This window comes from Mucilaginibacter rigui (assembly GCF_014773275.1).
Taxonomy (GTDB): Bacteria; Bacteroidota; Bacteroidia; order Sphingobacteriales; family Sphingobacteriaceae; genus Mucilaginibacter; species Mucilaginibacter rigui_A.
Genome location: NZ_JACWMW010000004.1, coordinates 264,612 through 291,308, shown reverse-complemented (window position 1 = coordinate 291,308; position 26,697 = coordinate 264,612). Strand labels below are relative to the sequence as shown.

Below are 26,697 nucleotides of genomic sequence, written 5' to 3'. Positions count from 1 at the left end.
GTATCTGCTATGCTTTTGCATACAACTGTAATTTATTTATGCCCTAAGCATAGGGCAAGCTTATACGTTTTTATGAAAACACCTACACTAATATTATATATAATACTGTGTTTTGCGCCTGCTATTGCCTTTGGCCAAAGCAGCCTGCGCGGCACAGTAACCGACGCCCGAACAAACGAAGCCGTAGCTGGTGTAATGATCAGCAACACTGCCGATGGCAAATTGCTGACTACCACAAATGCCAAAGGCAAGTTCACCATACAAACCAACAATGTTAAAACCATCCGTTTAAGTATGATAGGTTTTGCCGATAATATCTATACCCTTAACGGCACCGAATCTGTAGACATAGCACTGGAGCCCTCAACCATCGACCTCCAACAGGTAGTTATATCGGCCAGCCGCGAACGCCAGGCCAGGCAGGATGCACCCATCGCTATCAGTAAAATAAACGCCACCCAAATTCATGACACCAAAGCCACCGCACTTTACCAATTGCTGAACAAAGTAACCGGCGTGTACATGGTGGATCTGGGGAACGAGCAGCACACCATGGCTATCCGCCAGCCTATTACTTACAACGCATTGTATTTATATATGGAAGATGGCCTGCCCATTCGCCCTACCGGTATCTTTAACCACAATTCGCTTTATGAGATCAATATGAGCGGCGTGCGCGATATCGAGGTGATCAAAGGCCCGGCATCATCACTTTACGGCAGCAACGCTATTGGCGGGGCCATCAACTTTATTACACAGGGGCCACCTGCGGGTTACGCGGGCAATGTATCTGTACAGGGCGACAACTACCACTATCGCCGTGTTGATGCCGACGGAGGTTTCAGCACAGGCAAATTTGGCTTGTATGTTGGCGGCTACATAGCCAAACAACGCGATGGCTGGCAGGATTATACCAACTTTGATAAATACTCGGGCAATTTTAAAACCACTTACGATTTTGATAACGCAACGCGTTTAACCACATCCGTAGCCTATAATTACCTGAACACCCAAACACCGGGAAGTTTGGACAGCGCGAAGTTTTACAGCCGCACCTATGGTGCAAACCAGCGCTTTACCTACCGCAAGGTAAAAGCCTTTAGGGCCAATACCAAGCTCGAGCATACATGGAACGCGCAAAGCAGTACTTTCCTTACCCTATTTTATCGCAATAACTCTACCGCGCAGTTACCGAGTTATTATATATCAGATGTAAGGGATAATGCGGGTAACTATGTTAGCTCTAACGGTCAGCAGAACGACCAGAGCTTCCACAGCCTTGGTTTACTGGCACAGCACAGGCAGGATCTGGATTTCCTGCACTCTAGGTTAATTGTTGGTGTTTATGCCGACAACAGCCCCAGCAGCTATTACGCCAAGTTTTTGAATATACAAAAGGATGTAGCCAATAACTTTTATACGGGTTACACCCCTACCGGTAATTATATCGATAACTACCGTATCAAGCTGTTCAATACCGCGGCTTACGCGCAGTACGAGATCAAACCTGCCGAGCCACTGCGCATTGTGATGGGCTTACGTTACGATCGTATCCACTACAATTTCACCAATGGCATTGCCCCAGGCAGCACCAAATACAAACAGCAGGAAACCAACGATTTTAACATCGTAGCGCCAAAGCTTGGGCTTACCTACAATTTTGGCAATAACAAAGGTTTATATGCCAATTACAGTGTAGGTTTCCAGCCGCCAGAAACCGGTGACTTGTACAGCGCACGTCAGCTTACCCCGTTAAAACAGGCAACATTTAACAACTACGAAGCCGGCGGCTGGTTCACCGCCATGAACAAGAAGATGTATTTAGAGATTACCTTTTACGATTTGGAAGGCCGTAATGAGATCATTAACCAGCTATTGCCCGATAATACCACCCAAAACCAAAATGCAGGCGCAACCCGCCACCGCGGAGTAGAATATTCGGTAGCCTACGCGCCGGTAAACGAACTGAGCTTTAGGTTTAGCGGCACCAACGCCAGGCATACGTATATTGATTATAGCGAGGTAACAACTAACTACAGCACAGGCGCCAACACGGTTAAAGTTTATAACGGCAACCGCATGAACAATGCACCAAACTGGATAGCCAACTCCGAGATCACCTACAAACCCGCGTACATCAACGGTTTCAGGATAGCGGGCGAATGGCAGCACATCGCCTCCTATTTTACAAACCCGGCCAATACCAAAACCTATGCAGGCTACGATATTTTTAACCTGCGTACCGGCTTCGATGTAAAAAACGGGCCATTGCAAGGCGCAGGCATGTGGTTTAATGTGCTTAACTTAACCAATAAGCTTTACGCAACCACAGTAATCAGCAACCAATACGGCGATACCTACAACGCCGCGCCGCCAAGAGTGTACACATTGGGTATCAGTTATTCATTTGCAAAACATTAATCATGGCAACAGCAAAACAAAATTTTTATAAATGGCATCGGATATTGGGCTTAACAGCCCTTATCCCTGTTATGATGTGGACGCTGAGCGGCCTGTCGCATCCGTTCATGTCAAACTGGTTCAGGCCGGTGATAGCGCTGGAGGTATATAAACCCGTGCCTGCTAAAACCAAACCCGCATTATCTGTTCAGCAGGTGCTTGCTCAAAACAACATCAGCAGTTTGATAAACTTTGGGCAGGTAAGTTTTAATAACGACACTTATTACCAGGTTTTAAGTACAGATAGCGTGTACAATTATTACTCGGCCAATACCGGGAAGATATTGGCCCACGGCGATAAGCTTTACGCCACTTACCTGGCCCGGTATTTTACGCAGGATAGCACATCAAAAATAAAAAGCATCAGCCTGCAAAAAACCTTCGACGGGCATTACCAGCCCATTAACCACTTGTTGCCTGTTTGGAAGGTAGCTTTTGACCGGCCCGACGGGATGGATGTTTACATTGAAACCGGCCAAAGCCGCATGGGTACATTCAATAACAATACCCGTAAGGCTATGCTCACTGTTTTTGAGCAACTGCATACCTGGGACTTTCTGGCAGCCATTGGCGGCAATCAGTTCCGCAATGTGGTTATGCTGCTTGTTGTGGTGGCAATGCTTTTTTCACTTTTAAGCGGATTAACTATTTACGGCTTGTTTTGGAAAAAGTTTAAAACAGCTACACAAAACCGCCGGGCTGATAACCGCAAGGACACCCGTTTTGTACACCGTTTTCACCGGCAGCTGGGGCTGATCGTATCATTTGTGATGCTTACGTTCGTCATCAGCGGGGCTTTCCACCTCATCGTAAAACTACATAATGATGGCCCGGCGCCGAAAGTTTACGCGCAACACATCAACAGTAAAGATCTTACTTTTTCAAACCTTGCCCTGCCCATTGCCGACAGCCTGGTTAAAAACATAAACGTGGTTAAGTTTAATGATAGCACCTATTACCAGCTGAGCGACATTAAGAAGAACGTAAGTTATTTCAATACCCTAACAGGTGCCGCATTAATTAATGGCGATATGCAATATGCCGGTTACCTGAGCGGGTTTTACCACACAGGTGCAGCACAGGTAAAAGGTAAAACAACCATCAGTCAGATCCGCCAGTTTGATAACGAATACGGGTTCATCAACAAGCGCCTGCCTGTACAAAAGGTAAACTATCCCAACGGCGAAAACTGGTATATCGAAACCACCACATCACAACTGGCCACAAAAGTTGCCGGTATTGACCGCGCCGAAGGCTTATCTTTTATATTTTTACATAAGTACTTCGGCATGAGCTGGGCCGGTAAAAACGCGCGCGATATAGTAAGTATGCTGGCCGCATTGGGTGTGCTGATGGTATCGCTATTCGGCTTTGCCGCATTCATCAAAAACAAATAGTTATGAAAAAAACATTCGTCATATTAGTATTTGCAGGGCTGCTCTTCGGAGCGGGCGCCTGCAATAACACGGCACAAAAAGATGCCAAAGAAACCGCTAAACCAAAAGGTAAATACTATTGCACCATGCATCCCGAAGTAACCGCCGATAAACCCGGGACCTGCAGCAAATGTGGCATGGACTTGGTGGAGCGAGATACAACCGGAAAGTAGTACCTATGTACCACCAACCGTAATTGTATTAACGGCTGGTGGTGCATTCCGTTAATAAACCTATCTTTTTACTTTCTCCTTACGCTTACCAACCCCATTTGCCGTAACTTTATTAAAAATTCAATAAGGATATGAAAGTTGAGATCTGGAGCGATGTGATGTGCCCGTTTTGCTACATTGGTAAACGCAGGTTTGAGGATGCCCTACAGCAATTTAAACATAAAGACGAAGTGGAAATAGAGTGGAAAAGCTTTCAGCTTAACCCCGATATGGTGACCGACCCGTCTACCAATATTAACCAATACCTGGCCGATGCCAAAGGCTGGACACTTGATTACGCCCAACAAATGAACAACCATGTAACCGAAATGGCTGCCGAAGTTGGCCTTACCTACCACATGGATACCGCCGTTGTGGCCAATAGCTTTAACGCGCATCAGTTTACCCATCTGGCCAAAAAACATGGCCTTGGCGATGCCGCCGAAGAGGCACTTTTTAAAGCATATTTTACTGATGGCAAAAACGTCGACGATACCGAAACCCTTGCTGAATTAGGCACGGCAATTGGCCTTGATGCGAATGAAATAAAACAAACACTTGCTGCCAACACATATGCCGATGCCGTAAAACACGATGTAGCCGAAGCGCAATACCTGGGCATAAAAGGTGTACCATTTTTTGTAATGAACGGCAAATATGGCGTATCGGGCGCGCAGGCGGTGCCCGTGTTTTCGCAAACTATTGAGAAAGCTTTTGGCGAATGGAATGCTGAACAGGCAAAGCCAAAGCTTGATGTTATTGAAGACCCAACCTGCGGCCCCGATGGCGATTGTTAATTTTGTGCAGATGAGGTTAACTTATATAGTTCTCAGTCGTATACAGGGGTAAAATAACCGTAGCCTGATTTAATTGGCACGAAAAAAATTATATATCTTTATAGCCTGATTAATAAAACTATATGAATAAACTCTACGCAAAATTATTAGTGGTATTCCTTTTTGCTTTCGCTATTACCGGTTGCAAGGTAGATGCCCCTATTTACCCGGAAGGAACAGTTCCAAGCGCTGATTTCCTTAGCGGAAACGCAGGTGCAGGTACCGGTGGTGGCATCTCAAATGGCAGTACAATAACTTATACTATTGATGGTAAAACCACTACGCTTAAAACTGCATTTTTCCAGGTAATTTCACCATCACAAAACCCGCCAACAGGTAATACGCAGATAGGTGGTGGTTCTGACCTGGTAACAGGTTTTTCGTTAACATCATCAACAGCCGTTGCCGGCACGTTTGATGCAGATATAATTACAGTGGGAACTTCTGTTGGCAGCGGAACGGTAACATTTACCGAAATAAACGCTACCGGAAATGGCTTAAAAGGTACGGTTAAAGGATCGTTCTCGGGCAAGGTAACCGATTTCACAACAATGACCGACAAAAATATTTCGGGTTCATTCAGCATTAAAATGTAACCAACAGTTAGGTTGGTATAATAACATTGTCTTATATTTAAGATTATATTTATACCTTAGTGTGCATTAAACACTATGAATAACTAATATTTGGAACAATTAACCCCATCCTACAATTTTCCGCGTACTACCCTGCGTATAGCAGTTGGGGTTATGTTTTTTATGGCCGGTATTTGCTTTGCCAGCTGGGCATCGCGTATAGCAACTATACAGCAAAACCTTAACCTGAGCGATGCCGGGCTTGGCGGCGTATTGTTTGCCCTGCCGGTAGGGTTAATGTGTTCGCTCCCCTTCTCGGGCTGGGTAATTACCCGTATAGGCAGCCGCAAATTACTTGTATCGGCATTAATAGTTTACAGTCTGGCATTAGTGTCATTAGGCATAGCACAAAATACGGTTCAGTTGGTAGCCTGCCTGCTGTTGTTCGGTTTTTCAAGCAATGCGGTAAACATATCAGTAAACACCCAGGCCGTAGCCGCCGAAGAGTTATATAAGCGCCCTATTCTATCCTCATTTCATGGTTTATGGAGTTTGGCCGGCTTTACCGGTGCTGCCATCGGCACCTTCATGATTGGGCAGCACGTTATCCCCTTTAAGCATTTTAGCATGATAATGGCGCTGGTTATTATCACCGTAATATTTACCACCCGGTATTTAAAAAACGACAAACCAGCCAGTGCCGGGCCGGTATTTGTAATGCCCGATAACTCGCTCATTAAACTGGGCATTATCGCTTTCTGTTCCATGATCTGTGAAGGCGCCATGTTCGATTGGAGTGTTATTTACTTTAAGAAAGTAGTGCTTGCCCAAAACGCGTCAATAGGTGCAGGCTATACAGGCTTTATGCTCACCATGGCAACCGGCCGCTTTATTGCTGATAAATTTGCACACCGTTTTGGCCTAAAACGCACCCTGCAGGTTAGCGGTATGCTCACCGCAACGGGCTTGCTTACCGCTGTAGCTTTTCCCTATTTATATACGGCCATATTTGGCTTTATGCTGGTAGGCTTTGGCGTATCATCAGTAGTACCGCTGGTTTACAGTGCCGCGGGCAAATCAAAAACTATGTCGCCGGGGGTAGCGCTTGCGGCGGTATCAACCATTGGTTTTATGGGCTTTTTATTTGGCCCGCCTGTAATAGGTTTTGTAGCGGGCATAGCCACACTAAGGGCGTCGTTTACGCTGATAGCCTTGATGGGTATTTGCGTTACTGTTTTTGCAACCAAGGCAAAAATTTAATCCCCCTTATTAAGGTCGGTAGCGTTGGGGTTTAAAACGTACTCGAAGTTTTCGTACCCGTTATGAAAAATAAATTTCAACCGTTCGTGCGGCAGGTTTATATCCAGCGATATTGCACCTAACGTTGCAGGCAGGTTATCCCTTATCAATTTCAGATCGGTAACATGGGGCATGTCTATAGCAATATCTTCGCCACGGGCTTCAATTTTCCAATCTTTTAGATTTGCACCCTGTAATACATCCAACCATTTTTGCTGATACGCGTTCATAAGTTTGTAGTTTGCTTATAGAACAGGCGAGGTGTTATTAAGTTTTAAAGAACTGGAGGGACGCCTGCTATGCAGAAATCTCTTTTAAAGCAGGCGCGAAGTATCGCATCTCTACATTACGACATGCGTAGAGACGCGACACTTCGCGTCTTTGACTTTTCTTCGAGAATATTTGCAGCTACTTTGACGGCATGATGGGCTTGCCATAAACACCCAACGGCGCAAGCCTGTTCTCAAATAACACTTTGGGCTGCTTAAAAAACCTGATAAAATCCTGCTCGCTTACCTGGCCCGGGTACGGTACATAGTAATGATTGGGGTTGCCGTTACGCCAGGCCACTACGTATGACGTTTTGTGTTTGGCAAGTGTGGGGGCTAATACTTTTGTCCACCAGTCGGCTTGCGGGATTCCCTCGTAACCAATTTCGGGGATGCAGGCCAGTTTGCCGGTTTTGGCGGCTATAGCATCTAAAATCCCCAGTCGCATATCCAGTTTTTGCTGGTAATCGGGTATGGTTTTAAAGCAGTAGCTGTCAAAGCCAATAAAATCGGTATAATCATCGCCGGGATAGCGTTGCATAAAATCGGCCTCGCTGTTAAAATCAGTTGTGGAGTAAACAATAAGCAGGTTATGCAGCTTTTTAGTTACACGCATATAATCAACCGTAAAACGCCAAAGTTGCTTAAATTCTTCGGGGGTACTGGTATTGGCGCACCACCAAAACCAATTGCCCGTAAGCTCATGAAACGGGCGGAACAGCAACGGGATCTGCTCGCCGTCATCACCTTTCAGGCTGGCCATATAAGCCGCGCCTTTATCAAGCCATTTGGTATAAACATCGTGGTAAGCGCCGCCGGGCAGCAACTCTTTTACCGTACGCATCGAGGTATCCCAGGCTGTTTTGCCGTTGGCTGGGTTATCCATGTGCCAGCAAAAAGTATTGATGCCACCCCTGCGGTATGCATCGCGCACCAATTGTTTTTGTAATTTAAATGGCGTACCGTTTATATCGCGTTCGCTGTCGTGCTCAATTTTGGCCAGATCCCAGCCATACATGGCCGGGTATGAGCCGGTAACGCTTTTCACATCCGACCGATTAGCCTCATAAGACCAGCCCACACCATAGGCCGTATCATCATGGTGGCCAAATATCGCACCTGCATCAACCAAACGCTGCATACTATAAAACAGTTGGCGGGTTTCATATGTGGCCTGCTTATCGCAGGGGTTGTTTAACTGCGCCATAATGGGGATACTGCTCGTTAACAAAAGAGCAGCAGTAATAGCGTAACGATTGATATTTTTCATTTGATATATTGATGTTATAGTATTATTTCCCTTCGGCAACTAAAAATACGGTTCCACGGGCAGGAACGGTAACAATAATTCCGCCTGAAATGGCTGCACTGTTGGCCGCTATTGTTTTATAAGTTGCCGGGCCGCCCGAATCGCCATCAGGGCCGATGCCATTTACATAAACTTTGCGCGAGAACGGCGCGTTATCCGTGCCCCCATTTAGCGTATAGTAGTAATATTTTGTGCCTGCCGCAAAGTTTTTAAGGTTAACGGTAACCGCCCTGTCTAAATTGCTTCGGTTTACCAGCACAACACCTGCATCGCCCGATTCAAATGACGAGCCGTAGCTAAGAATATCCGGGCTCCCTGTTACTTCTGAGGTTACCATGCGGTCGCCAAAATACTTTTGGAAAAAGTACATGTAATAAAATGCAGGCCTGGCGTTCCAGGCAGGTGCGCCGGGTTCGTCACTTTTATTACTGAAAAGGCCATGGTCGTTGCCGTTATCCCATGCATTTGCCAGATCCCAACGGCTGGCCATGCTGTATTGGTTCTTAATCAATTCGCCAAGTACCATTACAGCGTGCACACCGGCTACATTTGATACCATTTGTTTTGAACCTGTAGAGAAGATATTCCATTCATCAAGTGCTACGGGCTTTTGCTGCAGCCCTGCTTTTTGCAGAGAATTTTTTACCCAGTTCATCATATTGGAGGTAACACCCGCAGGGGTACCCAGTATAACCTCTGGTGATGAGTTTTGCATATACGGCGTATAATAATTATGCACCACATAAAAATCAGGCGAGCTGCCCGAGGTTGTCATGGCATCGGCATTCCAGGCCTGTATAATGGTTGATGTATTGTCCTTTTCGTCGGCTTCCGTTGTAACCATACCTATTTTAATGCCGACGTTACCAACTTCGGCCGCTGCCTTACGCATTGCATCGGCAAAGATCTTAAAATGCAGACCATAAAGCGCACCGCTTAAAACAGCCGGTTGCCCGTCTTTATTGGCGGCGGGGTTTATACGGTAGCCCGCCTCCCAGTTGCCGTAGTTTTCGTTACCAATTTCCCAGTATTTAGTGCGGCCATTATCGTAACGTACCCAATCGGCAGCCAATTTGGCGGCTGTTTCAACAGGGTTGTCGCTGGTACCATAACGGGCGTAACCGTAGTTTACAGTGATAAGGCCGGTGCTGTTGGTTTGCTGTAAAACTTTGTAATAGTTATCAAGGGTGAATGTCCAATCGGCGGTGTTGTTGCCATACCAGTAGCCTGCAGCGCTTGAAGCGCCTGTATTATTTAACAACTGGTCCGGTGCGTCGTCGGGCGCTTTGTTGCTGCCATTCCAAAAGTAAATATCAGACAAGCTGCCACCCGGGAAACGCAGGATATTTGGTGACAAATCTGTCAATTGCTGCATCAACACCGGCTGGTCTACATACTGTCCCATAAACGGGTTGGTATTATTACCAAACAGGTTTTTTGATACCTTGGTGATCACCTTGCTTAGGTCAACCGTGGCAACAACGGTACCTGCTACCGGCTTTGCTACCGTTTTGTATCCCACCGGGGTGCTGAATGCTTTGGCCTGCCAGCCATCAAGGAAAAAACCTTGCGTGGCTGCAATATCGGGGTTATTGGGTGGGGTAATAACGGTTGATCCGCCACCTGTGCCGCCATTATTATTACCGCCGCCATTGGTGTTTGTGTTGCCGTCCTTTTTACAAGATTGCAGCAGGGCCATGGTAGCTATAGCCACCATGCCTGTTTTCAGGAAATGTTTTCTCATTGGGGTTTACTGTCTGCTTATTCGTTTAATTAATTCGATACATGCCCTGCTATTGTGATAGGGGCATTTCCAGATCCCGGCCTTGTCTTCGGTTTGCATTACATCGCCATTGGCGTAAATGCCCCAAAACCATTCGCCGTTCTGTTTATCCAATAAATGTTGCTTAACGAAAGCCCAATTTCGAAGCGACAGATCAAGATATTCTTGTTTATTATTCAGTTTCCAGGTATTGTAGAAGCCTACCATTGCTTCTGCCTGTACCCACCAGTGTTTTTCTTTTATTAAATGATGCGCGGCGGGTTCATATTCGTACCATAAACCGCCATCGGCATCTAAGCCTTGTTTAGCTGCATCGGTTATTTTGATACATACATGTTTTACTTTTTCAATTAACTCATGATGACCAATTACTTCGGCTGCTTCCAGCAAAAGCCAGGTAGCCTCAATATCGTGTCCGTAGGATACCGTGCCCGACTTTTCATTCCAGTCCTCATCAAAAAACAGCACCAAATGGTTGGTTTCGCTGTTAATGATATGCTCCAGGAAATTATTGATCAGGCTGATGATCTGTTCCTTCAACTCCTCCTGCGGCATAATGCTGTAAAGCGTAGTATAGGCTTCCAGCACATGCAGGTGGGTATTCATGCTCTTTTTTTCGTTGGCATCCTTGGCGCTCAGGCGCAGGTCGGCAATGGGTTGCCACTCTTTGGTAAAAGCTTCCAGATAGCCGGTGCGCTCAGTATCGTAGCTTTTATCAACCAGTAATTTGTACAGGTTAACCGCTTGATTTTTTGCTTCGGCTACACCGGATGCCTTGTAATATTCACTCAGCGCGTAAAGGGTAAAGGCGGATGCGTAAACCTGTTTTTTTGTATCCAGCGGGTTACCCAAATAATCAACCGACCAATACACGCCGCCAAATTCGGCATCTATAAGATGGTTGATGATGTATCGGTAAGCCCTATCGGCCATAGCCACATACTGCTTATCCGGGTTCAGGTTATAAGCTGCGGAGAAACTCCACAAGATCCTTGCATTTAAAACTGAACCTTTGGGCGAAGCCGGGATAACATGATTGTCGTTATCTATTTTACCATAAAAACCACCATGTTGCTCATCAACAGTGTTATCCATCCAATAATTCAGGATGTTGCCCAGTTCGGCGGTCAACTCCTGCTTATAGGTGTGCAATTGGTGTTCTCTGGTATGCTCCGCCTTTGTTTCCATGTATTATTGTACCGCTAAAAGGCTTTTATTTTTATTGATGATGCTATTTATGGTATTAACCGATGCTGCCGAACGAAGGCCATCTGCCGGAGTGTTGATCACATAATCCACCAGTTTATCAACCGTTGTGGTTGCCACATGCATCCGCGTGTCCGACGATGCATAGTATATAAACACGCTGCCGTCTTCATCCTCTATCCAACCGTTACAGAACGCTACGTTTGATACATCACCAATACGCTCGATACCTTCGGGGGCTAAAAAATAACCGCCCGGCTTATGGGTAACTTTCGTCAGGTCGTTCAGATCGGTCATGAACATATACAGTGTGTAACGTAAGCCTGCGGCTGTATTACGCACACCGTGTGCCAGGTGCAGCCAGCCTTTATCCGTTTTTATAGGTGCCGGGCCCTGCCCGTTCTTGGCTTCGTAAACGGTATGGTACTGTTTATTATCAATGATGGTCTCCTCATCAACCACCGCGTTTTCCATGTTATCGCAAAGGCCAAAACCTATGCCGCCGCCTTTACCGGCACTGATGAACCCATCCTGCGGGCGGGTGTACAGGGCGTATTTTCCATCTACAAACTCGGGGTGTAAAACCACGTTGCGCTGCTGTGGCGAGTTTGTTTTCAGGTCGGCGAGGCGCTCCCAGGTAAGCAAATCCTTTGTGCGGGCTATACCACAAGCTGCTATGGCCATGCTTTGGTCGTGCGCAGGGGCTTCCGGGTCGCGCCTTTCGGTGCAGAACAATCCGTAGATCCAGCCATCCTCATGAGCAGTTAGGCGCATATCGTACAGGTTGGTATCAGGCTCGTTGGTTTCGGGCATGGTGATAGGGTATTCCCAAAACTCAAAATGGTCTATCCCGTTAGGGCTTTCGGCTACCGCGAAGAACGATTTACGATCGGCCCCTTCTACCCTTACTACTATGATATACTTGCCGTTTAATTTGATAGCGCCAGCGTTAAATGCCGCGTTTACCCCAAAACGCTCCATCAGGTAGGGGTTGGTTTCGGGGTTAAGGTCGTATTTCCAGGCAATGGGTGCATGCTGCGCAGTAAGCACGGGGTGTTTGTAGCGGTCAAAAACGCCATTGCCCAAGCCATCTGTCTCATTATTTATATCGATCAGCTTTTCGTACGCTTGCTCTAATCCGGCTAATCTCTGTTTAAATTGATGTATCATTTGTGTTCTTAGTATTCTTTTAGTTTGTTCCACCAGGTACGTTTCAGTATCACCATCATTACGGCCAAAATGGCTATGGTAATTAATAATGGCGCTTTTTGCCACAGCACCAGGTACATGGGCAGTATGGTTAAGCAGCATTGGGCTATAGTGCCCACTACCACATTAAACATATTTAGCTTAAAGTTTTTATTGGGCTGAAAGGATGGATCGTTCGCCATGGCTATTTGCTTAACCGGTTCCCAAAATCCCCATGGCCTTACATTGGTGTAAAACGATTGCAGTACTGCCATATCTGTTGGCGGTGTGGCATATGAGCCTATAACCGAACCCGCCAGCGATACTAAGAACAGCACCGGGAACCAAAACAGCAACTGCCCTTCGGGAATGTAGCCGAACTTTACCAGCAGCGAGAACACCATAGCCGATACGATACCGGCAAGCATCCCCCAGAAAAACCCGCTGGCATTAAAGCGCCACCAATGCCATTTAAGCACATTTGATGCAATGTACCCGCCGTATAATGCCGATACGATCCATTGCAGCACGCTGTTAATATCCTGCACAAAAAAGCCCAGTATTACCCCCACTGCAACTACCACAATACCTACCAGGTAGTTCATGGTGATGGTTTTTTTGTTGGATGCTGTTGGGTTTACATATTTAAGATAGATATCATTTACAATGTAGGCCTGCGCGGCATTCATGGTGCCGCTAAAGGTGCTCATAAATGCACCCAGTAAACCGGCAAGCAGCAAGCCTACCAGGCCTACAGGTAAAAAGTTATTGATAACCGCTGGCAGGATGCGTTCAAAATCTATCGCGCCGTTGCCATCGGTCAGGTTCATTTGGCGATAATAGATCAGCCCCAATGCGGTTAAGCTGATAATAAGCGTATAGCGGATAGGCAGCAGAATTACGCTTACAAAACCGTTCATTTTACTGGCCTCCTCGGGCGAGCGGCTTGAAAGGATCTTCTGCATATCGTAATTTGGCGCAGGGCCGGCCAGCGCCGCGAAGAACCCTTTGAAGGTCATCATCATAAAGAAATAGGCGAATAGCGAGTAGCCGTCGCTTTTTATTTTTTGGTTCACTTCGGTGATGATGCCCGTCCAGTTCAGGTTTAAATGCTTGCCAAAAAATGGCGTGTACCAGCCATTGGGCACATTTAAATGGTGACTGCTTATCTGATCGGCGGCTATAAAGCCTATCCAAACGCAGGCTACCGTCATTACCCCGTATTTTACCATATCGCCCAGTACAATACTGTGCATACCGCCTAAAATAGAATAGAACATGGCAAACAGGGTAAAAATGATTCCGTAAATATGCGGTACGTATTGCGGCGCTACATCAAAGGGGATATAACCTTTTACCAGATCCCAAGGCACAAAGATCTCGATGAATTTACCAAGGCCTATAAAGCCGTAAGCCATAAAACCCAGGCAACTTAATAAGGCAAAGGCTATAACAACCAAATGCGAGCTGGTTACCCCCGCCCCTGTTTTGCCAAACCTTGTAGCCAGCCATTCAGCCCCTGTTGAGGCATTTGAACGGCGCAGCCAGCGCGATAGGTACATCATTAGAAACACCTGGTTAAATACCGGCCAAAGCCAGGGGATCCAAATGCTTTTCATGCCGTATACAAAACACAGGCTCACCATCCACATGGTACCGCTGATATCGAACATATCCGATGCATCGCTTAAACCAAGCTTATACCATGGTAATGATTTACCGCCAAGCAGGTAACTTTCGTTATTTTCTCGTGCTTTTTTTCGGTACCATAAACCAATAAATATGGTACTGAGCAGGTACAATACGATGATAGAAATATCTATAAGGGATAACCTCATTTAATAGTAATTGGTAATAAATGGCACTTGCTAAAATAGATGATTTAACTACCCCGTATGTAATACTATTTTAACCTTAAATTTGTTAAATCCCCCGAAACCGACACTAAGATTTAGATAAATATGCGGTTGCCGGTGTATGTTTCCCTAAACTCCTTAGGGATGCAGAATTTTTTACGTTTAAAGATGCGATTGAAATTAGAGATATTATTGAACCCGCATTTGTAGGCTATCTCGGCCACGGTGGTGGTACTGTCTATCAGCATACGCGATGCGTGGCCAAGCCTTATTTCGTTCAGGCTATCAATAAAGGTTTTGCCGGTACGCTTTTTTATAAAGCGGCTAAAGGAGGCTTCGGGCATGTTGGCTATTCGGGCAACTTCGGCAAGGCTTACCTGCTTATTGTAGTTATTGTTCATAAACTCAAACACCTTCTCTATACGTCGGCTATTGTAGTAAAACTTCTCATTGGTAAAGCTTGGATCTGAAAGCGTTTTCATGTTGCGCGATATCGACAGATCATGCAATATGGATAACAGCTCGAGCACCGAATCGAAGCCGTTCTTTTTATCAAGTGATAATAGCCTGTCTTTGAGCGCAAGAATAGTTTCGGGCGAGTAGGCTATGCCGCGCTGCGAACGCTCCAGCATGCTTTTTACAAAGCTCATCTGGTTACGGCGCAAAAACTTCTCGTCAAACAGATCCTTATGAAACTGTATAGTAACCTCATTTATCGCTTCGCTTTTACACTGGTTGGTAAACCAGGCATGGTAAAGGTTTGGCCCTACCAGCACCAGCTCCAGATCATCAATCACTTCTATATGGCCGCCTACCACACGCTTGGCGCCATTGGCATTTATAATAAGGTTCAGCTCATACTCTTCATGGTAGTGAAGCGGGAAATCGAACTTGTTTTTTACACGCGAAAAAATAGTGAAGCAATCGCTTGGTGTAAGCGGTGTTATCTCACGCATAACATTATTTGGCATAATAAATAATTATTGTTTTTCGACTGTGAATACTGATACGATTTTAACACCTATTATGTAATATTAATCTATATCGCAGTAAATCCTACCCACACATCAATAATTAAATTGGTTAAACTATTATATTAAAACCACCCGGCCGGTGTTGGGCCACCAGCCGGGCAGTTAAAATATATTATTGGTTCACAATAATAACATCATCAAAATAGAACGTTTCGTCCTGATCATTCGGGCCTTTTATCCAGAAACCTATGGTATTTGCTGTACTGCCCGTACTAAATATACCGGCGGTCGAGATCGGGATCTTAAAATACGTCCATACTTTGGCAGGAATGGTAAGCGGTGTGGTATCATCGTTATTACCATATCCTTTAGCACGCTTATCGGCAGTAAGATATAAGGTGTAATCCTGCGAAGCTCCTTTTACCCAAAAGCTTAGGAATTTATACTCAGGTTTTGATGCCAGACCCGGATACCAGTTGGAAAAACCATCAGCCGACCAGTTACCTTTTGCATAAGTTGCCGCAAAAGACGCCGTACCCGATTTTGATACCGTGGTAGATATAGTTGCCAGGCCCCATGAATTATTTGCCCATCCATCGGCGCCGTAATTATCAGTAAATATCTGGTAGGCCATATCCAGGTTCTCAAATACCTGCGTGGTGGTTATTGGCCCCGTGGCGTTTGTTATTTCTAATGGCGCGCCTGGTACCGTACTGCTGGCGGGCATTTTAATAACCAACTCTTTTTTAGTTTGCGATACAATGGTTATAGCATCATTAAACCCTTTAAACTTAACGGAGGTTACATCAGCAAGGTTATTCCCGGTGATGGTTATTTGAGTATTACCAGTAAAATTGTAGTTAGATACCGTTGATATTACCGGTAACGCAATAACATTAAAGTTTACCATTATCTGTTTGCCAATTTTATTAGTGATGATAATGTTTTGCTTCCCCCCGTTGGCCGTATCCGGCACACGGAAAATAAGCGCATTATCGGTATTAAACACCGTATTGAATGGCGCAGGCACGCTGCCTTTTTCAAACACTACAGATTGGATCTCGCCAAGGCCGCTGCCGGTAAGAGTTAATACATCACCTCCTTTGGCAGAATCAGGCTGAATTTTATCGGCCCTGGGGCTTGATGACGCCGCTGCCGGCTTTTGGTTCTCTTTTGTACAAGAGGTAATGACAGATGCGCCTGCTATAAAAGCAAACATCACAATCATTAATTTATATATATTTTTCATGATCAATAATGATTTTTTAATACGTTATCGCTTATTTGTAATAATCAACAGCAGGTTCAAGCAGTTTTGGGTCTTGCGCGGTTTCGGCCTGTGGTATAGGCAAAAACAGCTGCGCTGCTGAGTTTAAGGTTGCTTTAAAACTGGTAAGCCTTCCATTGCCATCTAAAGTACCCCGCTCTTGCGACGCTATGATCTGCTGTGCTTTTGCAAACCCCTGGCGCTGAATATCAAACCAGTAATCGCCTTCAAAAGCAAACTCTACTTTACGTTCATGTAAAATATCGTTTTTAGTTAGGGTGGTTAAACTTGTTAAACCTGCCCTGTTATGCACTTTGTTAAATGCCTCAAGCGCGCCGGCATCAGCGGTAGATCCAGCATCGCCTAAAACTGCTTCGGCATATATCAATAATACATCCGCGTAGCGTAAAATAAAAGTAGGCATACTGGTATGGCCATCAGGTGTAACCGGTTCATCGGCGCGGTTGGGGCCAACAATATACTTTTGGATGTTTGAGCGCGTGCCGGTAAATATAAAGTGGTCGTCTGTAGCACGTCCGGTTGTATCATAAGTAAATCCGGTTGGGAAGTTATCATTCACCCAGGCATCTTTATGGAAACCCTGTTGCATTACAGACCACCCGCGGCGTTTATCGGCAGTTTCATAACCGGTTGCCGGGTTTAGCATATCAAAAGAAGGTACTACCGCCGAGTAACCGTTACCACCTGTTGGTTTTGGGTGTACCAAAGGTTGTGGCGCAGCGTAGATAGAGAAACGGTTACCACCGTTCCATCCCATTGATGACAGCCATCTTAATGAGAACAAGTTTTCTTTGTTTTTAACATTAGCTGCTGCAGATGAAGTGAACATAGCGTTATAATCATCGTTCAAGCCAAGTACACCGTTGCCTGCGCCTTTTGAATAATCAATTACCAGTTTAGCTTTTGCGGCTGCGTTGGTGTAATCTTTTAGGTACAGATAAACTTTAGCCATCATGCCTATAGCAGCATATTTGGTTACCCGGCCATCCTGCGCGGCTACTTCTGGCAATCCATCGGCAGCTGCCTGCAGGTCTTCTAAGGCAAAACGTAATACATCTTTCTGGTGGTATTTAGGCACCAGGTATGCGCCGGGTTTGGTCAGGTCTAAAGGGTTATCAACTATAGGTGCATCACCAAATGTACGGCCTATATAAAAGTAGGCAAAGCCGCGTATAAACCTGGCTTCGGCAATACCCTTATCTAAAAAATCGGTATTGGTACCGCCAAGCAGTGCTTTTTTATCCTTAAAGGTTTGTATCAGTACAGATGCCTGGCCTGCAGCTTTATAGCAGGAGTTCCAGGTACTTGATACCAAACCATCGGTACTTTGAATGTTAAAGTTATAGAACGAGTTATATTGGTCGTTACCCTGCGTACCTGTAACTGTACCGCCCAATAAATCGCCCACTGATGTGAACGCCTTATCAAACCAATCGCCCCATACATTATTATACAGTATACCGGTGGCACCATTCACCTGCTCGGCATTATTATAGTAATTATCTGTAGTGGGCCCGGTTGTTGATGGATGGTTAAGGAAATCCTTTTTACATGCAACACTAAAGCAAACCAACGCACCTATCAGGAATATTATATTTCTTTTCATTTTGCTTATTTTTTTCGATTAAAACTGAATATTGGTACCAAACGTGAATGTGCGAGGTATTGGATAGTGACCGTTATCCACATTCATGAAACCTACCTGGCTGTTGATAGCACCTAACTCAGGGTCGTAGCCCGAGTATTTGGTAAAGGTGTACAGGTTTTGTACCGATGCGTAAACCCTTACCGATGCTATTTTAAGCCTGCTCATGATGCTTTTTGGCAGGTTGTAGCCCAAGGCAACATTCTGGATACGCAGGTATGAACCACTCTCGATGTACCTGTCAGATATTCTGGTGTTGTTGTTTGTCCACTGGTTATACCTTGGCATATTTGAGCCTGTATTTGAATCTGTAAACCTGTTCAACACGGTAACCAACTGGTTATTATTTGAGTTAGACATGGCTTCGGTTTGCCTGCGGGTATAGTTAAATATCTGGCCACCGTAGCTTCCATAAAGAAATATTGACAGATCGATACCTTTGTAATTGAACGTGTTGGTAAAACCGTAAGTGAATTTAGGGTTAGGGTCGCCAATTACACGAGCATCCTTATCGTCAATAATACCGTTACCATCCAAATCTTTATAGCGTATATCGCCAAGCCATAACGAACCCGGCGCAACAGTTAAACCTGTTGGGATAGGGCCTTTAGCCAGATCTTCCTGCGTGCGGAATAACCCATCGGTAACAAAACCGTAATAGCTGCCAATTGGGCTGCCCGGTGCGGTTAATGATATCAGGTTACTGGTACCGTACTCGTTAAAAATACCTTTTAATGTAGCGGTTGGGTTGTTTAACCTTACCAGTTTATTTTTGTAATGGCTAAACACAACGTTGGTTTTCCAGCTAAAATCTTTATTGCTTACGTTGTAGGTGGTGATACCAATATCGATACCGGTATTGGTCATTTCGCCGGCATTGGTTATTGGCGATTGTATATCATTATACGCAGTTCCTAAGCCCGAAAATGAAGGTAACTGACTGGCCAAAAGCATATTGGTTGTAGTTTTTTTGTACACATCAATAGTTACTTCGGCTTTGCTGTTCAGCGTGGTTAAGTCGATACCTGCGTTGTAAGTTTTAACAGATTCCCAGCCCAGGTCGGGGTTGGCAACATTGTATGGTAAGCTACCCGGGCCAAAAGGCGCGGTGCCAAATAACTGTATATTGGATACGAAAGCGTTTGAACTGGTATTTTGATTGCCTACCTCGCCATAACCTAAGCGGAATTTTAAGTAGCTTAGATTTTTCAGATCCTTCATAAAATCTTCGTTAGTCACCGTCCACGATGCAGAAACCGCGGGGAATGTTCCCCAACGTTTGCCCGGGCCAAAGCTTGATGAACCATCACGACGAATAGTACCTGAAATAGCATACCTGTTATTGAAGGTATAGCCCGCACGTGCAAAGTACGATTCCATGCTCCAGGTACCGGCACCCGCGCCAATGCCCTGGGTCAGATCAGCTAAACCTGCGTTTAGCGACGGCAGGTTAGCTACCAAACCGTTACGGTTTGCGTTTATATAATCATAATCAGATCGTTGAACCTCATGACCTATGGTAGCACTGATGCTGTGTTTGCCAAATGAACGGTCAAAATTCAGGAAGTTTTTAACATCCCAGTACAAGCTTTGGGTGCGTTGCTCGCGGATGCGGCTTGGCGATAAGATCACATCGCCGGTAACGCTGTTCTCTAAAAACGGCTGAAATGCGCGGTCGCTTTCTAAATTAAAGTTGTAGTTAGCTTCGTTACGTAAAGTAAGGCCTTTTATAATTTTCACCTCAGCATAAATGGCACCTAATGCTTTGGTATTACCGGTACGTACATCGCGGTTTTGTGCTAAGGTAACCGGGTTATTGGTAAGGTTTATCTGGTAACCGCCAACATTGGCATTGGTAATATAGTTACCATAGATATCGCGCACAGGCGATACCGGCGTATTGTACAACACCGTACTGGTTACCGCGTCAAAACCATCGCTTAAGCCTATTTGCTGTTTGCTTTTTGACATGTTAGTGGTGAACCCCATTTTTAACCAGTTATTCACCTGGTGATCAACACTGGCCCTGATGGTATACCTGTCAAACCCGGTTTTTATTAATGTACCAGTTTGGCTTAAATAACCGCCACTAAAGTAAAATTGCGTTTTTTCTGTACCGCCTGATACTGATAGCTGGTGGCTGTTTACCACACCACGCTGGTAGATCTCGTCCTGCCAATCGGTGCCATGGCCCAATACAGATGGATCACGGAATTCGAGCGTGCTATCTAAACCACTACCCGGTACTGCACGTACCTCGTTCACTAACGAGTTACGGTATTGCGCGTACTGGCGCAGGTCCATCACTTTTAGTTTTTTAGGGATCTCTGAGAAACCCACATAAGCATCGTAATTGAATTTACTTGTACCCGCTTTGCCGCGTTTGGTATTGATAATAACCACACCATTTGCTCCGCGCGAACCGTAAATAGCCTGAGCCGATGCATCTTTCAGGATGTCGATAGACTCAATATCAGACGGGCTTAAGGTAGCCAAAACGCTTTGGCCTGTTTGCCCCGAGCCCCCGCCCAGGAAATCCTGGTTTAAGCTTACGTTGCCTTCGGCGCCAAACTGCACACCATCTATTACATACAATGGCTCATTAGAACCGGTTGCGCTGGTTATACCACGCACACGTACCGAAACGCCTGCACCCGGCTGGCCCGAGTTGTTCATTACTGTAACACCGGCAACCTTACCCTGTATGGCCTGGTCAACACCGGCTACGGGCAGGTTTTTTATATCCTTTTCGCTAACTGATGAAATGGATGAAGTAATTTCGGCACGACGGATGCTGCCATAACCAATTACCACCACCTCGTTCAGCGAAGTGTTTGATGACTTCAAAGTTGCATCAACCACGGTACGGCCATCTATGGCAACCTCGGCGGTTTCCAACCCGATAAATTTAAATACAAGCACTTTAGCTGTTGCTGATACCGTAATGGAATATTTACCATTTACGTCGGTTACGGCAAGGCCGGTACCATCTTTTACAGATACAGTAACACCGGGTAATGCGCCGGTATTATCTTTAACTGTTCCCCTGATTACTGTGCCGCCTGTTTGCGCCATAGCTGCGGCACAAATAAAGAAGGAAGCAAACAGCAATGCTATTCGTAGAATTTTTCCCATAATGATTTGTTAGTTTTTGGTTGATTATATTTGATTTTAATTGGTGTACTTGTTTACAAAAGCCGGCCGGAAATGCATCAATTGCGCACCGGCATCCCCATGTACCAGGTGTAATTACTTACCCTGCATTGCTTAATAACTTTAAAAAAATGGTTAATTGGTTTATATAATCAGCACCCGGTAATTATTGCCGGCGCATTATTGATTATTCATGGGTTAAAATTATATGCTATTAAAAGCCCTGTTGTGGATAAATAGGGGCACAAATGTCAACCTGTATTAATACATTGATTATGAGATATTTAATATATTAAATGAGCATTTTTAGGGTAATTTAGTTACAAATGTGCACCCATAATTAAGATACGGATACTTTATAAAGTGCTTAAATAGTATTATAAGCTAAAGCCTGTGGGTGTTAAATTTTGCATAGCCGTTAGTTGTAAAGGAGTTATTTCACGCAGAGACGCGAAGATTAGAAAAATGGTGAAGTAGCGTACCTACGGCACGCGGGGTTTGGCATGGTGTTATGCTACCAGCCTTTAACTCCGGTAGGCCGCTGTTATAACGATGCTGGATTTGGCTAAAGCCATTTGATGCTTTTATCATCCGTTAGCTGAAGCCAACGGCAATGAGTTAATGGAATATACTTGATGAAACAGGATAGGATACAACCTTACAAAGTGCTCCGTCAGGAGCAACAGCCCGGTAAAAGACTAATGTAATTCTCCGTGCCGTAGATACGGAACAATTGCAGGCAACTACTCACCACTCAATAACTCTCTACTCACTAAGCTCCACATAGCGCGACGGGATGGTATTAAACTCGGCCTTAAAGGTGCGCACAAAGTATTTCTGGCTCTTGAATCCCACCTTATGGCAGATCTGCGAAATGGTGAGATGGCCGGTTTCCAGCAGTTGCGCGGCGCGTTTCAGTCGCATCTGGCGCACCAGTTCGTTAGGGGTTTTGCCGGTCATCTGCAGTATTTTTTTGTAAAGGGTGTAGCGGCTCACGCACATATCGCTGCTAAGTTCCTCTACCGAAAAGTTGGGGTTGGAGATATTATTATCTATTAGTACCAGTACCTTTTTAATAAACACCTCGTCCGGCGAATCTACATGCATTTCGGTTGGTTTGGCCTCCACCTGTTTCTGGTAGGTTTTGCGCATGTTTTCCTGCTGGCTCAGTATATTCTTTATTTTTGATAGCAGGATCTCGAAGTTAAACGGTTTGGTCATGTAATCGCTGGCACCGGTGCCCAGGCCTTTTAGCTGTTGCTCCTCGCCGGCCATGGCGGTAAGCAATATCACCGGGATGTGTGATGTGCGGGTATCGTTTTTTATCTTTTGGCAAAGTTCAATCCCGTTCATTTCGGGCATGGTAATATCGCTTACTACCAGGTTTGGGTGCTGCGCCAATGCTTTTTGCCAGCCTTTTTTGCCGTTCTCGGCCTCAATAATATTAAACGACTCTTTCAGGTTATCCTTTATATAAAAACGGAAGTCGTCGTTATCCTCTACAAGTAAAACCGTTGGTTTTTTACCATCACGGGGTTCCCTGATCTGTGCAGAGCGGTTGGTATTCAAATCAAAAACCACATCTTCTGCATGCTCTAAAAGTAAAGGGGTGTCGGTAAACAAATGCATATCCGCTTGCTGCAACGGTAATAATACTGTAAAGCAACTACCCTGGTTAAACTCGCTCTCCACCGTTATTTCGCCACCATGCAGGCGCACAAACTCTTTGGTGATAGACAGGCCGATCCCGCTACCCTGGTTCAGCATTGAGCCGGGTATATCGTTTTGGAAGAACGGTTCAAAAATCCTATCCAGCTTATCCTTTTGAATGCCTATGCCGGTATCCATCACCTTAATTTCTAACTGGCGGTGTTGCGGGTCAGCGCCATCCTTAAAATAGAGCAGCACACTCACGTGCCCGCCTGTTTGGGTAAATTTATAAGCGTTGGATAGCAGGTTAAAAATGATACGCTCTATCTTATCCTGGTCAAAACAGGTTTTAAATTCATCCAATTCGGCATCAAATACAAAGTCGATACCTTTTTGCTCGGCTACATCGGTAAACGAATACGACAGGTCGCGGATAAACCCAATAATATCCCCGGGATGATTATGCAGCTTAAGCTCCTGGTGCTCCATCTTCCTAAAATCCAGCAATTGGTTCACCAGGTTCAGTAACCTTTTGGCATTGCGGTTAACCAGCAACAACTGCTTTTGTATTTCGGGTTCCTGCGTTTGTTTAATGATCCTATCCACAGGCGCCATAATAAGCGATAGCGGCGTGCGAAACTCGTGACTTACGTTGGTAAAGAATTTTATCTTCATCAGGTCAAGTTCGTGCAGGCGCTGGGTTTCTTCGCGTTCCTTCTCAATCAAAAACTGTGCGCGGATCTTTTGGATGCCTCTATGGCGCAGGTAAAGTAAGGCTCCCACAAATGCTAATACATATAAGATGTAAGCAAAGGGGGTTTTCCACCAGGGGGGCAAGATGGTAACATGCAGCATTATCTCCTTGCTGTTCCAAAAACCGGGGTTTGATGCACGCACCTTAAAGATATAATCGCCGGCATCAAGATTAGTGTATACCACTTTGCGGGTAAGGTTATTTGCCTGGATCCAGGTTTTATCAAAACCCTGCATCATGTATTCAAACTTCACCTTATCGGCATCAAAATAATTAAGGGCGGCAAATTCTATCCCAAAAACATTTTCGTTATGGTTTAGTTCAACCGAGTTGGTTTGGGTAATAGCCTGCGACAATATCACCTTGCCGTACAACTTTTCACCAACGGCAATACTTTTGTTAAACACCTGGAAATCCGTAAAAACCAGCGCCGGGCTATTTTTACTGGTGCGCAAACTGGCCGGCTTAAAAATATTAAAGCCATTGCCTCCACCAAATATCAGTTCGCCACTGCGGGTTTTGTAAGCTGCGTTCATGGTGAATTCCCTACCCTGCAAACCGTCACGCTCGTTATAGTTCACAAAACGCAGCCTTATCTTATCCTTTCCCCGGGTTACAATAATATTAGATAGACCGTTTGGTGTACTCGCCCAAATATTATGGTTATCATCCTCGCGCATCTCTATCACCGTATTATCAGGCAAACCATCGGCACGGGTAATATTAGTAAACTTATTTTTTATAGGGTCAAGCACGCTCAGGCCCTCGCGGGTGCTTATCCATATCAACCCGCTGCTATCTTCCAATATACTGTTGGTATTGTTGTTTACCAGGCTGTTGGGGTTCTTTTCATTATGAATATAATGACTAAAGCGGCCTGTTTTTCTGTTCATTACATCAACGCCGAATGAGGTAACTATCCAAAGATTTTTATGCCTGTCTTCTAACAGTGCTGATATGTAGTTGGAATAAAGCGACTGCTGATTACCGAGTATCAGCTTGTAATGTCTAAAGGTATCTGTTTTACGATCGAGCAGGTTTAGGCCACCTGCAAGCGTACCCACCCAAAGGTTATTGTCAGAATCCTCAATAATAGACCACACCCGGTCTTCCGACAGGCTGCCCGGTATGGCATCATTGTGCCGGTAATGCTTAAATGTTTTACCATCAAAACAATCCAGCCCGCCAAAGTAAGTACCTATCCAAAGTTTCTGCTCATGATCAAGAAACATACTCACAATTACGTTATTGGTTAGGCTGTTGGGGTTGTTAGCATCGTGCAGGTATTTTTTAAAACTGCCATCCTTGCGGTTAAAATAAACCAGCCCGCCGCCATTGGTCCCCAACCAAAGGTTACCATACTTATCTTCAATAAATTTATTTACATCGCTAAAACTCAGGCTGCCGGGATCTGATAAATGGTGCGTGTAAAGCGGGAACTTGATAATACTTTCGTGGTAATAACTAAGGCCACGCTTGTAAGTGCCCACCCAAATAATGCCGGTATCATCCTTGTAAAGCATAATAATGCTGTTTTGGCCTATGGTTTTGTTATCATCCTCGCGGTTGGTGATGTACTTTATTTTAAAGTCTTTCTTATCCAACAGGTTTACACCACCGTGGTCGGTTGCTATCCATATACGGTCTTTATCGTCTTGTATCAGGTTCGATATTACATTGGTGTTTAAGCCATCGGGGCTGCTGCCTTTATCTATATGCTTAACAACGGTTTGGGTTGAATTGATGTAATAAACGCCCGATGAATATGTCGGCACAAAAGCCCATACATCGTCCTGCCTGTCAATAAAAACGCGGTAGCCGGTGTTTAGGCCCCAGGGTAAGGGGCTTAGCTGTTTGCGATAATTAACCTGGTAGGTTTGGGGGGCCATCCGCTCTAATACGCCCTTGTTATATACCAGCCAGATATTCCCCTTTGAATCTGACGTAATATCGGCCACGGTATTGCTGTAAATAGATGTAGCAGAGCCCGGCTGATTACTAATATGAATAGTTGTTTTAGTTGCTGCCTGGTACTTATAAATGCCCGAGTTTATATTCAGGAACCAAAAATTACCAAACTTATCTTTTTTAACAGCAGACAACCCTTTATCCGGAATATTGATTTTTTTAAGGTAGCGCCATACATCGTGGCTAAAACGTTCGGTGGCGGGGTCATAAATATTATAGCCATTGCGGGTTTCAATCCATAGCTTGTTTTCGGGGCCTTCGGCAATGCTTACTATAAAATCATCGTTGAGGCTGGTAGTATCGCCCTCAATGTGTTTATATACCTTAAACTTGTACCCGTCATACTTATTAAGCCCGGATAGTGTACCGAACCACATAAAACCCTTGCTATCCTTCAGCATAGCATTTACCTGGTTGTGCGATAAGCCGTTAGAGATATCCAGGCGTGAAAATTGAAACTCGTTATTTTGCGCCGAAGCTATAGCCGCTGTAAACAGTACAAAAAATGCATATATAAATGCCTTATAAGCTATTTTCCCCTTCGCCCTCATGAATTTACTTATAGCTTTTCTTGTAATGAATAAGCCGGTATCAAATTAGTTTTGTAATTATAATTGGTGTATCAAACATAACCAAATTAAAAAGTAAGGCATAATACTATTTTTACATTTCTTAATGGTTACTTAACCACGCAAATTTATTAATCAATCTATTTTTGAGGATATTACGTTAATACAGATCATGCCGGCATGATACTTTTATTTCACATTGGCATTATATTTAAGTTTCACAGGCTTATGCTTTAAAAAGTTACCGGCTTGTTTTAAGCAATTATT

General features: G+C 44.8%; 17 protein-coding genes. 6 read left to right on the top strand and 11 right to left on the bottom strand.

Annotation, left to right across the window (positions count from 1 at the left end; all coding sequences use genetic code 11):
• Positions 1-72 precede the first annotated feature (72 nt).
• The 6 genes from IDJ75_RS17940 to IDJ75_RS17915 all read left to right on the top strand — a co-directional run bounded on the left by IDJ75_RS17940 (position 73) and on the right by IDJ75_RS17915 (position 6,779).
• Entirely contained in the window at positions 73-2,421 is a 2,349-nt protein-coding gene (locus IDJ75_RS17940; protein ID WP_191177023.1) for a TonB-dependent receptor, read from the top strand.
• Positions 2,422-2,423: 2 nt separating this feature from the next.
• On the top strand, positions 2,424-3,857 hold the full coding sequence (locus IDJ75_RS17935) for a PepSY domain-containing protein (RefSeq protein ID WP_191177022.1): 1,434 nt from the start codon (positions 2,424-2,426) through the stop codon (positions 3,855-3,857).
• Between the two features lie 2 nt (positions 3,858-3,859).
• On the top strand, positions 3,860-4,069 hold the full coding sequence (locus IDJ75_RS17930) for a heavy metal-binding domain-containing protein (protein ID WP_191177021.1): 210 nt from the start codon (positions 3,860-3,862) through the stop codon (positions 4,067-4,069).
• 131 nt (positions 4,070-4,200) lie between these two features.
• Positions 4,201-4,905: a DsbA family oxidoreductase gene (locus IDJ75_RS17925; RefSeq protein WP_191177020.1), complete on the top strand. Its 705-nt coding sequence runs from the start codon at positions 4,201-4,203 to the stop codon at positions 4,903-4,905.
• A 122-nt stretch (positions 4,906-5,027) separates the two neighbouring features.
• Positions 5,028-5,540 carry a hypothetical protein gene (locus IDJ75_RS17920; RefSeq protein WP_191177019.1) on the top strand — a complete coding sequence of 171 codons (513 nt, stop codon included), beginning with the start codon at positions 5,028-5,030 and terminating at the stop codon, positions 5,538-5,540.
• A gap of 90 nt (positions 5,541-5,630) precedes the next feature.
• Positions 5,631-6,779, top strand: a complete 1,149-nt coding sequence (locus tag IDJ75_RS17915; protein WP_191177018.1) for an MFS transporter — start codon at positions 5,631-5,633, stop codon at positions 6,777-6,779.
• Here the strand turns inward: IDJ75_RS17915 and IDJ75_RS17910 are convergent.
• The 11 genes from IDJ75_RS17910 to IDJ75_RS17860 form a co-directional block, all read right to left on the bottom strand.
• On the bottom strand, positions 6,776-7,048 hold the full coding sequence (locus IDJ75_RS17910; RefSeq protein WP_191177017.1) for a hypothetical protein: 273 nt from the start codon (positions 7,046-7,048) through the stop codon (positions 6,776-6,778). The genes IDJ75_RS17915 and IDJ75_RS17910 overlap by 4 nt on opposite strands.
• 178 nt (positions 7,049-7,226) lie before the next feature.
• A complete protein-coding gene (locus IDJ75_RS17905) occupies positions 7,227-8,357 on the bottom strand; it encodes a glycoside hydrolase family 26 protein (RefSeq protein ID WP_191177016.1) in 1,131 nt (376 codons plus the stop codon).
• Positions 8,358-8,379: 22 nt separating this feature from the next.
• Positions 8,380-10,140 carry an alpha-L-arabinofuranosidase gene (locus IDJ75_RS17900; protein ID WP_191177015.1) on the bottom strand — a complete coding sequence of 587 codons (1,761 nt, stop codon included), beginning with the start codon at positions 10,138-10,140 and terminating at the stop codon, positions 8,380-8,382.
• Between the two features lie 6 nt (positions 10,141-10,146).
• Complete coding sequence (locus IDJ75_RS17895) at positions 10,147-11,367, bottom strand: AGE family epimerase/isomerase (RefSeq protein WP_191177014.1); 1,221 nt, start codon at positions 11,365-11,367, stop codon at positions 10,147-10,149.
• 3 nt (positions 11,368-11,370) lie between these two features.
• The gene (locus IDJ75_RS17890) at positions 11,371-12,555 is read right to left on the bottom strand and encodes a glycoside hydrolase family 130 protein (RefSeq protein WP_191177013.1); all 1,185 of its coding nucleotides are present in this window, start codon (positions 12,553-12,555) and stop codon (positions 11,371-11,373) included.
• Between the two features lie 8 nt (positions 12,556-12,563).
• On the bottom strand, positions 12,564-14,411 hold the full coding sequence (locus tag IDJ75_RS17885) for a sodium:solute symporter family protein (protein ID WP_191177012.1): 1,848 nt from the start codon (positions 14,409-14,411) through the stop codon (positions 12,564-12,566).
• Positions 14,412-14,524: 113 nt separating this feature from the next.
• Positions 14,525-15,385, bottom strand: coding sequence for an AraC family transcriptional regulator (locus IDJ75_RS17880; RefSeq protein WP_224746661.1), 861 nt, complete (start codon positions 15,383-15,385; stop codon positions 14,525-14,527).
• Between the two features lie 190 nt (positions 15,386-15,575).
• Entirely contained in the window at positions 15,576-16,652 is a 1,077-nt protein-coding gene (locus IDJ75_RS17875) for an IPT/TIG domain-containing protein (protein WP_191177010.1), read from the bottom strand.
• 31 nt (positions 16,653-16,683) lie between these two features.
• Positions 16,684-18,297 (bottom strand): RagB/SusD family nutrient uptake outer membrane protein, encoded by a 1,614-nt coding sequence (locus IDJ75_RS17870; RefSeq protein WP_191177009.1) that lies wholly within the window; start codon positions 18,295-18,297, stop codon positions 16,684-16,686.
• An 18-nt stretch (positions 18,298-18,315) separates the two neighbouring features.
• Positions 18,316-21,471 carry a SusC/RagA family TonB-linked outer membrane protein gene (locus IDJ75_RS17865; RefSeq protein ID WP_224746660.1) on the bottom strand — a complete coding sequence of 1,052 codons (3,156 nt, stop codon included), beginning with the start codon at positions 21,469-21,471 and terminating at the stop codon, positions 18,316-18,318.
• 783 nt (positions 21,472-22,254) lie between these two features.
• Complete coding sequence (locus IDJ75_RS17860) at positions 22,255-26,412, bottom strand: hybrid sensor histidine kinase/response regulator transcription factor (protein WP_191177008.1); 4,158 nt, start codon at positions 26,410-26,412, stop codon at positions 22,255-22,257.
• Positions 26,413-26,697: the final 285 nt, after the last annotated feature.